Annotated in this window: 10 protein-coding genes and 2 pseudogenes; all 12 read right to left on the reverse strand. The window is 27.2% G+C overall.

Annotation, left to right across the window (positions count from 1 at the left end):
• Nucleotides 1-169, reverse strand: a pseudogene (locus KGF42_RS17675) (IS200/IS605 family accessory protein TnpB-related protein); the annotation flags it as partial.
• A complete protein-coding gene (locus KGF42_RS20595) occupies nucleotides 151-198 on the reverse strand; it encodes a hypothetical protein (protein WP_413927043.1) in 48 nt (15 codons plus the stop codon). The pseudogene KGF42_RS17675 and the gene KGF42_RS20595, both read right to left, overlap by 19 nt.
• Nucleotides 199-237: 39 nt before the next feature.
• A pseudogene (gene tnpA / locus KGF42_RS17685) lies at nucleotides 238-648 on the reverse strand (IS200/IS605 family transposase).
• 453 nt (nucleotides 649-1,101) lie between these two features.
• Entirely contained in the window at nucleotides 1,102-3,012 is a 1,911-nt protein-coding gene (phnW, locus tag KGF42_RS20255; protein WP_227822596.1) for a 2-aminoethylphosphonate--pyruvate transaminase, read from the reverse strand.
• Nucleotides 3,013-3,303: 291 nt separating this feature from the next.
• Entirely contained in the window at nucleotides 3,304-4,089 is a 786-nt protein-coding gene (locus tag KGF42_RS17695) for a DeoR/GlpR family DNA-binding transcription regulator (protein WP_227822595.1), read from the reverse strand.
• Between the two features lie 224 nt (nucleotides 4,090-4,313).
• On the reverse strand, nucleotides 4,314-4,544 hold the full coding sequence (gene dltC / locus KGF42_RS17700) for a D-alanine--poly(phosphoribitol) ligase subunit 2 (protein WP_054274824.1): 231 nt from the start codon (nucleotides 4,542-4,544) through the stop codon (nucleotides 4,314-4,316).
• A gap of 18 nt (nucleotides 4,545-4,562) precedes the next feature.
• Nucleotides 4,563-5,711 carry a D-alanyl-lipoteichoic acid biosynthesis protein DltB gene (gene dltB / locus KGF42_RS17705; RefSeq protein WP_227822594.1) on the reverse strand — a complete coding sequence of 383 codons (1,149 nt, stop codon included), beginning with the start codon at nucleotides 5,709-5,711 and terminating at the stop codon, nucleotides 4,563-4,565.
• Nucleotides 5,711-7,225, reverse strand: a complete 1,515-nt coding sequence (locus KGF42_RS17710) for a D-alanine--poly(phosphoribitol) ligase (protein WP_227822593.1) — start codon at nucleotides 7,223-7,225, stop codon at nucleotides 5,711-5,713. Before KGF42_RS17710 ends, dltB begins: the two co-directional genes overlap by 1 nt.
• Before the next feature lie 120 nt (nucleotides 7,226-7,345).
• On the reverse strand, nucleotides 7,346-8,536 hold the full coding sequence (gene dltD / locus KGF42_RS17715) for a D-alanyl-lipoteichoic acid biosynthesis protein DltD (protein ID WP_227822592.1): 1,191 nt from the start codon (nucleotides 8,534-8,536) through the stop codon (nucleotides 7,346-7,348).
• A gap of 290 nt (nucleotides 8,537-8,826) precedes the next feature.
• Nucleotides 8,827-9,846 carry a Gfo/Idh/MocA family protein gene (locus KGF42_RS17720; protein WP_227826800.1) on the reverse strand — a complete coding sequence of 340 codons (1,020 nt, stop codon included), beginning with the start codon at nucleotides 9,844-9,846 and terminating at the stop codon, nucleotides 8,827-8,829.
• Between the two features lie 175 nt (nucleotides 9,847-10,021).
• Nucleotides 10,022-10,561: a putative ABC transporter permease gene (locus tag KGF42_RS17725; protein ID WP_054274829.1), complete on the reverse strand. Its 540-nt coding sequence runs from the start codon at nucleotides 10,559-10,561 to the stop codon at nucleotides 10,022-10,024.
• Between the two features lie 100 nt (nucleotides 10,562-10,661).
• On the reverse strand, nucleotides 10,662-11,282 hold the full coding sequence (locus KGF42_RS17730; RefSeq protein ID WP_227822615.1) for an HAD family hydrolase: 621 nt from the start codon (nucleotides 11,280-11,282) through the stop codon (nucleotides 10,662-10,664).
• Nucleotides 11,283-11,473: the final 191 nt, after the last annotated feature.

The following is an 11,473-nucleotide window of genomic DNA, read 5'->3' on the forward strand; positions in this document are numbered from 1 at the left end:
CAATTTGTCTACCATACCAATTAGCCTTGTATTCTAATTGACGAATAAACTCTGACCATGACACATCAGAAATTAAGCGAGATAGTTTACGATTTCTAATCATATTCTTTACTTGTAAATCTTCTATACAAATAATATCATTCTCTTTTATTAATTTAGTAGATAATTTAACTCTTGCTGTTTTTTATTTGGATACATTCTAAATTTATATGCCTTTTCCACTACTATCACCTCACTTTACTTGTTTTTCTGATTATTAATATATTTTCTTATCAGCTCCTCTGTATTTTCTGATACAGTAGCAACGAAATAACTAGGATTCCCAAGATGCTCTTCACATAATTTCTTTTTCAACTATTCTCTCTGTTTTTTCATTGACAACATTAACAACCTTGCTGATACACCTTTTAATACTTTTATCATATTTGGTATATAGTGTTGTGGTGAACAATTTATTAGGAAATGTATGTGATCCTTATCACACTTACATTCTAATATTTGAAATTTATTATCTTCAGCTATTTTATTTAATATATTAATTAAATCTTCTTCAATTTCATTTGTTAACACTGAATGTCTATATTTTACACACCATACTATATGGTATTGTACTAAATATACATATTCTATACCATGAGTCACTTCCATTTTTCATCATCCACTATAATATTAACAAATGTAATTATTTAAAATAATTATTTCGGAAGGTTTTTATATTTATTTTTAAATAACATATGCAAGAACCATAATTCCTAACCTTTATCATTTTCCAACTCCATCAAATCTTAGTGAACTTAATTCTTCATTCATAATGATATCCTTTCTTTAACGTATTTTATCCTTAAACTCAATATAACAAAACATTGTTACGTTGTCAAGTATGATAATAATACTTAACAAAACAACCATAATTTGGTTTCTATAAATAAACAAAAAAAATAATAGGAAAAATACTTTATCTAAACTATAAATCTAACTTTCTTAGATTGTAGTTTAAGTAAAGCATATCCCTATTACTCAATCTTTATATATATTTGTTATATAAACTTTTAAAATATAAATCTTTAAATTCTATAGTAATCTACAAACCACTATATTCTTCTACATATTGATAAATTTTTCTATTACATCAGCTAATCTCTCCATATCAGTAGAATAAACTTCGCCTATGCTACCTATTCTAAATGTATCTATATCAGTCAATTTGCCTGGATAGATAACAAATCCATTCTCTTTTAAATAAGTATAGAATTCCATAAATTCAAACTTTGCATTTTTAGGATATAAGAAAGTTGTTATTACAGGTGATTGAGCATCATCATTCACCAATGTATCAAACCCTAAAGATTTTAATCTTGAAGATATTGTAAACTGATTTTCTTTGTATCTAGCATATCTTTTTTTAACAGAGCCTTCTTCTTCTAACTCCAATAAAGCTTGATAAAAAGCTCTTACAACATGTGTTGGTGAAGTAAATCTCCATTTACCATTATTTTTCTCCATAGTTTCCCATTGTGCATACACATCAAGAGATAATGATTTAGCTATGCCTTTACATTTAGATAATTCTTCTTTATTAGCTATTATAAAACCAAATCCAGGTACTCCTTGTATACATTTGTTAGAACTACTAACTAAAAAGTCTATATTAAAATCTTCAACATCAATCTCGATTCCTCCAAAACTACTCATAGCATCAACAATATAAATTTTATTATATTCTTTTGCAAGTTTACCTATCTCTTGTATAGGATTCAATCTACCTGTAGTAGTTTCACAGTGAACCATTGACATATGTGTTATATCTTTGTTTTCTTTTAATAAATTTTCTACTACATTTAAATCAACTGCTTCTATATCTTTAAATGTACAATCAACAAATTCTATATTAAGATAATTACATATATCTTTCATTCTCTTTCCATATGCTCCGTTTGCAATTACAAGAAGTTTACCATCCTCTGGAATAGTACTTCCTATTGTAGCTTCAACTGAGAAAGTCCCACTTCCTTGCATTAATACACTTGTATACTTATCTGTATTCTTTGTTCCTAGAGACACTAGTCTTCTTCTAACATCTTGTACTAAGTCATTATATTCCACATCCCAAGTACACCAATCTTTTAACATAGATGCTCTTACCGATTTAGTAGTAGATAATGGTCCTGGTGTAAGTAATATGTAATCATTTTCTGGTACAAAGTCTGATTTAATAGTTTCATTCTCTATTTTTACTAAGACATCTTCTAGTTCAGCCATAGTTTCTATTACAAAATGTGCTCCTGCTTCTTTAAATTTCTTTGAAACTTCACTCATCTTAGTTTTTAAGGTTTCCTCATCCATGTTCTCTACTTCTTCTTGTGTAAGACCTAATTCACTTGAACCCTTTATCACAGCAACACTCCACATTCCTGCATTTATACCTTCTTTTACATCACTTATTGTGTCTCCTACTTTTACCATAGAACTCATAGGAGATATCCCTAGAGCTTCAGCATTTTTATAACACATCCAAGGATATGGTCTTCCTTGAGATACCTCTGATGGTGTTACAAGAAAATCTGGTGAGTATCCTTTCTTTGCTGCATTTGGTTCAACTATGTTCATCATCTCTCTTGTATAACCTGTTGTAGAACCTATTTTTAATCCATTTTTTCTTAATTTTTCAATAGTTTCAACAACATGAGGAATTGGAGTTGTATACTCTTCTAATGTTTCAAATAGCATTGGCTCAAATTCAGCATAAAGCTCATTTACATCTTCTTCAGTTGGTATTTTTCCAAACTTCTCTGACCAAAGATTTTTTATTCTATCTATTTCACACATTTCTCTTATATGGTCTATCTTTAATTTTCCCATAGGTTTCCTTGCTTCTTCCATTGTTACATCTATACCTCTTCTTTTAAATATCTCTATAAATACATTAAGAGGTGCAAAGCATCCATAATCTACCGTTGTTCCAGCCCAATCAAATACTACTGCCTTTATTTTTTCTCCATATATCTTTTTCATCTTCATAGCCTCCATAGATTCTTTTTAGAATTTTTGTGTTTTTAATTGTTTTTACTTCTAAAGTATAACTTTCATATGTTAATTATACATCATATTTAGGTTAAATATATATTAAATTTCTGTTTTTAGTTGTTTTTAATTGTTTCTAGTTGTTTTTTTATTTTATATCAAATTTCCACAAAACTCTAAATTACAATCTAAAATTTACTTTCTAATATTAATCTATGAACTGACTATATTCTATGAACTTGGTTGTATTAAGCCCAGTTGTACTATATAAAATTATAGTGTTTATTTTGCTTCTATCCATGTTGTATTTATCTCATTTAACTTATCTTTCCATTCAATTGGGAGCTCTACATCACAAATGACAAAATCCAATTCTTCTAAGTCTACTATCTTATACATACTAACAATTCCTATTTTAGAACTATCACACAATACAAAGCTTTCTTTTGAATTTTTTATATATGCTTCTGATAACAACGCTTTATTTTGGTCTATACTACTAATTCCAAAGCTATCAAGTATACCTTCACTAGATATAAAAGCCTTATCTACATATAAATTTTTCATGGTATCTATTGACATTGGACATGCTGTCCTTTGATGTTTTAAATTTACTTTTCCACCAATAAATATAACTTCTCCATCAAATAAGTCTTGATTTTCATAAGAAATCAATTTTGATAGAACTGGATAAGAATTTGTAATAATCTTTAAATTCTTTATAGATACTATGTAATCTACAATTTGCAAATTGGTAGTACCTTCATCTATGACGATTGACTCATTGTCATTCACAAACTTAGCTGCATATTTAGCAATACTTTGCTTTTTATCTAAATTAGTACTATTTCTCTTTATATGTTCTGGTTCAATCACACCATAATTTATTTTTATAGCACCACCATATACCTTTTTTAATTTATTTTCATTTTCTAATTCTTCCAAATATCTTCTTATTGTTTCTGATGATACTTCTAGTCTTTTTACTAACTCTTTAGTATTTACCTTACCTTTTGAATCCAATAATTTCAGTATTTCTTTTTTTCTATCTATCGAATTTAAAGACATTAATCTTCCTCCTAAATATAATAATATATTTTGCTCCTATAATATTACAATAATACCTTTATTTATTAAATCATATTTATATTAAATCTTTTTACTTAATTAGAATTCAATTTAAAATAACATTAAAATATTATCTAATATAAAAAAGTCCATCAAATATTAATATCAGATGGACTTTGTCAAACTTTATTTTAAAAATTAATATTTAAAACCTAATTAATAATTTATTTTCTTGTTTCCAAGAATTTTACTAAATTATTTACACTAGACATATCTTTTCTCTCTAAATCAGTTGGTTGAAGCTCTATTCCTAGTCTATTTTCAATTTCAAGTAAAACTTCAATTATAGCTAATGAGTCTAAAAGCTCTGTCTCAAATAAGTTAAGGTCTAAATCTTCTCTTATCTCATCAGTACCTAATACATCTTCAAATATTTCTATAACTGTTTCTTGCATAAATTTGCCTCCTTAAAATTAAGCTAAATAACCTGAGAATATCAGTAATCCAAAACATACAACATGGAATGTAATGAAAATTTGAACTCTCTCGAACCATTTTTCTTTTTTATGTTTTTTATAAAATTTAGATTTTCTCTGATATATATCAGTTAAAACAAGTGCCAATCCTTGATATACTCCATAAGCAACGTAATACCAAGTTAGTCCATGCCAAAATCCCATTGTTATCATGGTTATCATCTGAGCTACATGAGCAGCAGTAGTTCTTTTCTTAAATCTTTTCTTTCTCATTGATGACATAACAAATCTAGAAAAAATATAATCTCCAAACCATCTTGAAAGACTTATATGCCATCTTGTCCAGAATTCCTTCATATCTTTACTGATAAATGGCTTGTCAAAATTTATAGGTACTTTTATTCCAAATATATATCCTGTACCTATAGCAAATAAGCTATATCCTGCAAAATCAAAGAACAGGTACAAGCTATATGCATACATATAACTTAAAATATTTATAAAACTCATATCTTTAGGTGTTATTGATACCCAATATGTATTTATCAAAAATGCTATAACAAACTTATAACCTACTCCCATGACAATATTTTTTATTCCTGCCAGTAAGTACTCTTCTAGATACTCTTTTCTAGAGATTTGTTTTTCCAAATCTTGTTCAAATCTTCTTGATCTATCAATAGGACCAGAACTTAATGTTGGAAAAAATAACATAAAGTAAAGCATCCTTGAAATCTTAACCTCTTTTATAGAACCATCATAAATTTCAATAACCATCTGTATAGCTCTGAAATTTAAGTATGATATTCCAATAAATCCAATCATCCCAAAAGAAGTAACTGGAGATATTTTATTGATTATTATTGGAAGCATTGATGCAAACAAAAAGCCCCAATATATATATTTATTTTTAGTTTTTCTTCTTACATATTCATATCCTTTAACTATTATTACTTCAAGAATAATAAATATCACCAAGTATTTTAGTTGAACATCTATTCCTACTATTAAGAATATCATAAATAAACTTGCCAACATGCCATAATACTTTATATTCTTGCCCATTAGACCTAAAATCACTGCTGGTATTGATGTTAATAATAATATATAAAGATAAAAATAATCTCCGTACTGTGAAAAAATCATTAAATTTCCTCCATAAGTTTCTTTCTGTCTATTTTGCCATTGATATTTGTTGGAAACTCAGAGATTATTGAAATATTTCTTGGAATCATATATGAAGGTATATATTTTCCCAGTTCCTTTTTTATTATCATCCCATTTTTAATATTACTTAAATCATTCTTTTCATTTAACTCAACAATACCTTTTAAATAAGCAATTTTTTCGTCCTTATATATTGGTAAAACTACTGCATTTTTTACATTATGTACTTTTCTCAAGTTATTTTCTATATCTTCTATTTCAATTCTAAATCCATTTAATTTAATCTGAAAATCTTTCCTTCCACAGTAGTATATATTTCCATCTAAAAGATATCCCATATCTCCAGTTTTATAAGCTCTCCACTTTACACCATCTATTTCATCGTAGAAAAATACTTCATCAGTCTTTTCTTTATTATTAAAGTACCCTTTAGAAACTGATGGTCCAATTATTATAATCTCACCTTTTTCATTTTCCTTAAGTTCGTTTCCATCTTCATCAAGTATTTTTATTTTACAATTTGACATAGGATACCCAACTGGAAGACTCTTTTTATCATCTATAGCTTCCTGAGTCATATCGTTTACACTTACACCAACAGTAGCTTCAGTTGGTCCATATCCATTGATAATTCTTGTATTTGGAAATCTACTCATAAGTTCTTTAGTAAGATTTTTTGAAAGTGCTTCTCCTATGAATATCATTGACTCAAGCTTAGGAAGCATTTCACTATTGAACTCTTTTTCTGTTACACATACACCTGCAAAAGAAGGAGTTGACACCCATACAGCTATATCTGACATACTAAATTGTCTAAATAATTCTTTATAATCTGCTAGTACATCTTTTGATATTGAAAATAATGTAGCTCCATGAATAAGACCAGGATATATTGTTGTAACTGAAAGGTCAAAAGAATATGCTGCTTGATTCATTATTACTTTTTCACTTCCATCTATATTTAGATATGTGCTTATCCAATCCGAAAAGCTATCCAAATTATTTGAACTTATTTGAACTCCTTTTGGTTTTCCTGTACTTCCTGAGGTAAATAATATATATGCATTTTCATCATCTTTTACCCAGTTTTCTTTATGTAATACTTTTCCCTTATATTCATTTATTATGTCCTTCAGTTTATCCATATCAATTACATTTATATCTCCAAAATCTTTTTCATTACTAAAATTAAATAATACCTTGGGTTTTATCTCTTTAGTAACTTCAAAAACTCTATCAAGTGGAAAACTAATATCAAGAGGTACATATGCTCTACCTGATTTTAAAGCTCCTATCATACATGCCATTATCATATTTTCTTTATTACCATAAATTACTATAGGAGTATCTTCTTCTTTATATAAATCTTTTAAATATACTGATATAGCATCTGAATACTCATTTAAATCTTTATAAGAAAGTTTATCTCCATTACACATTAGTGCTACTCTATTTGTATTTGAATATTTTTTTATTCCTTCAATAATTTTCATATAAGAATACTCCTTTAAAATCCGTTATAAATAAATGGCAATTCTTTAAATGGAGTAAATGTTAGAACCCCTATCGCCAATATTATAACCATAGTTAAACAAATACTAGTTGCCAAATCCTTATTGCTCTTTAAATATTTTAAATAATCTCTCACAAACATCTACCCATCCTTTCGTACCAAGATGCATTACATCTCTTAAATAATATTTATCTGACCCTTTATCCCTAAGGTTTAGAACTTTAAAGCCTTTGCTTTCTGCTATGTTTTGTGCTTTATCATAGTATTGAATTCTTTCTTGTTCAGATATACCAGTCAAATCATAGAATTTATCCATACTTGGGATTAATACAACAACTGGCTTAATACCTAAGTCAGTACATACATTTAACATAAGTTTATAACTTTCAAATTCCTTAGAAGTCAATAGATTTACATCTTTATCTCTTCCTTTATATTGATCTAAACCATCTTTAAAATGTTTTTTATAATAATATTTATCAATATTTAGTGGATTTCTACCAACTCTTTTTTTAGCATCTTCAATAGCTTTCTTTCTCTCATAAGACCAGTTTATTGGTCTTTTTCTTTTTTCTTTTCTTTTTTTATCTAGCTTAATTAATCGTTTATAAAGTATACCCTTTTCTTTTAGACCTATACAATACTTTCGTCCTTGAAAATAAGGCTCTAAAAGTACCTTCTCAGCTTTTTCAGACAATGTCTTAGGCTCATATAACTTAGCATATAATGCTTCTGCTTTATACTCGTCACTTTTCCACAATAACTTACTTGATTTTTTTGCATATTCAATCTTATTTTGTTTAGATATTTTTGGATTATCTAAAAATCGATAAAATTGTATTGGTGAAAATCTAGACTGATAATGGTGACTTGTGACTCCATCTTTCTCCATAAACCATTGCATAGAAATTAACAAGACCACCTTCTTATCATCAATATTAGGATTCATACTTCCTAATATCGCAGCATCTTGTAATGTCTGAGTATAGGCTGTCCCAATTGCAAATACCTTATTTTTACTCCTATTCGTATTAAAATAGTACTTTGGATGTTGTTTTGTTGAATTACTAAGTTCTGATGACCCCAAAATCATAATATCTTTTTCTCTTAAAAAATGATTATTTGCTGTAACACCTTTATCTTTTATATCACTTAAAGTATCATCCATAATTGGAAGTAGATTTTTCTCCCTCAAAAGTTCATCAGTTTTAGAATCAAGAAATTTGTCTAGTCCAAATAAAAATACTACGCCTATTATAAACGGTGTAATAAAGTATATCAATTTTCTCATATTTTCTCTCCTCTAAAAATTTTCAATTTTATGTTATTATTAATCATATTAGTTTTGATATATATATTCAACTACAAAATTGTAATAAAATCGTCAAAACTTTTTTTTATACTGTTACAAAATTGTAAAAAAAGATAAAAAAGTGCTAAAAGATAACTTTCTTTTTATTACTTTTTAATACTTATAATTTGACATTTTAATACTTAATTATGTATACATTTTAACTTAATTTAAAATTAAATTTATTTAGAAATATATATTATACATTAGTATATATTTTATAAGATAAATTATATACTATCAGCTGGATAAACAATATTACTTTGCCTTCTTATCTCATCCATAATTTCCATTACTATTATTGAATTTTCATGAGAATTTATATTCGACTCTATTTTATTGTTATTTATAAGGCTTATAAACTCTACAAGTTCATAATACATTCCTTCTACTTCTCTAGGCTTTTCCTCTGCTTTTTCTTTTGAAATGGATATATCTTCTTCTCTTCCATCTCTATATTTAATAATAGCTTTTTCAAATAGATTAAGTTTTTCAATTATTATACTTCCCTCTTCTCCTTGTATTTCAGATGGTATATAAGAATCAGCTATTTTAGAATACTGAATTATTGCATCCATGTTATCGTATTGAAATATAGTTGAACCTTCTCCATCAACTCCAGTTTGAAGTATATGAGAAATTGCCTTTACTGACTTTGGAGCTCCAAATAGATTTACCATAGGATGTATACAATACACTCCTATATCCATTAATGCACCATTTGACAATTCTTTTTTAAAAGCATTTTCTATAATTCCATTTTTATATTTATCATATCTTGAAGAATATTGACAATAACTTCCAAAGAATCTTCTTATTTTTCCTATTTTATACAAGTTTTCTTTAACTGCTCTAAAGTTTGGAACACATGTAATCCTCATAGCTTCCATAAGTAATACATTATTCTCTCTAGCTGTTTTTATCATTAATTTTACTTCTTTTAAATTAGATGCTAACGATTTTTCACAAAGCACATGTTTTTTGTGTTTTAAGCAAGTAATGGCTTGCTTTGAATGTATTGCATTTGGAGAAGCTATATATACAGCATCTATATCGTTCGATTTAGCCATTTGTTCTAAATCATCGAAAAAAATACTTGCTCCGTGTAAAGCTCCAAATTCTCTAGCTTTTTCTAAATTTCTAGAATATACAGCAACTAATTCAAATTCTTTAACCCTAGATGCAGCTCTTAGAAATATATTTGCTATATTGCTTGTTCCAATAATACCAAATCTTATTTTATCCACCATAAATCACTCCTCATTTTCTACGCTTTATTTTAATTTTAATAGAAAACTTTACAACTTATCACCATTTTTCAAAATAATTTTATCAAATAAAAAAGAAAGCTACTTTTAAATGATTTCACCATTTTAACATAGCTTTCTTTTAACTGCAATCTAAATTCAACCTATATTTTTAAAGTTATCTTTCTACTATATCTTTATTTCCTCTCAAAAACTTTATAGTAAAAATTTCATCTACAAACAATGCTACTAACAATATAGTTACAATAATTGGCCAGTAAGGCATTATAAGACTATATAAAGTATCAACTATATATACTTGAAAATATCTGACTCCAATAAAAGTCAATATAGTCCAATATATAGAAAACTTTAGACATACTATACCTCTACTATTGTACTTATAATCTGAATAATCCCAATAGACCTTATTAAAATATACTTTCATAAGTATTCCTGTAATATACTCTACTACAGTTGGTACTACTAGACATAATAAAAGCAATGCAAATATATTATTTGGGTCAATAAACCTTGAGACCTCTATTATAATCGACATTGCAATTGCATACATTGGTTTAAATGGTCCATTTAAAAATCCATCTTCTTGAAAATGACCTTGTTTATAATAACTATATAAATTTTCAATTATCCAACCTATAAAACCATATAAGAAAAAATTAAATAAAAAATATAATAGAGAACCTACATTATCCATGAATATTCCTCCTAGTTGTTTATACTTATTTTTTCTCATATTCATGGATTTATTCTAAATCAAAGAAATTATATTAGATTTATTTGATTAATATTTTATATTATAGATTGTGACACTCTTTAGAGTTCAAACTTTTTAGGTATTCTCTAACCTCTAATAAATTCTCAAGTATTTTATGTGATTGTGATTTAATTTGCTCATCTGGTTCTTTTAAATCTGGTACATTTATACACCTTATACCACCATTGTATGCAGCTTCAACTCCCATAGGCGAATCCTCTATAACAATACAATTTTTTGGATTAATATTTATCTTTTTAGCTGCTTTTAAGAATATCTCAGGATTTGGTTTAGAGTTTACAACATCATCTCCACAAACTATAGCATCAAAGTAATCTTTTAAATTTGCCTTAGCTAATCTCTTTACTGCTCTTTCTCTCTTTGTTGACGTTGCAACAGCCATTTTGTATCCATTTTCCTTTAAAAAAGAGATTAGTTCATTGACTCCTAATTTAATAGGAGCTCCCTCCCTATCCATAAATTCAATCATATTTTTAGTTTTTTCATCATATAAATCTATTATTGGTACAGAGCTATCGTATATATTTGTAAGACCTTCTATTATCCCTTTACGATTTCTTCCCATAACTGATGTATAGATTTCCTTAGTCATAGTATATCCATATTTTTCAAACGTCTCTATCCAAAATTCAAGAGAAATCCTCTCTGACTGAACCTCCCATGACTAAAGTCACAGGGTTCCTGCTTCACAGAATTTTGCATATTAAAATATGTCTTACTAATTCTCCACAGGCTATCCCCGTAGTTCCTACGGTTCTTACATAAGTTATTTATTTTGAATTGTTATTAATCTTAATCCTTCTTTTAATATATTTATACTTGCATTTATAT

Origin of the sequence: Clostridioides sp. ZZV15-6383, assembly GCF_020657735.1 — a bacterium.
Taxonomy (GTDB): Bacteria; Bacillota; Clostridia; order Peptostreptococcales; family Peptostreptococcaceae; genus Clostridioides; species Clostridioides difficile_D.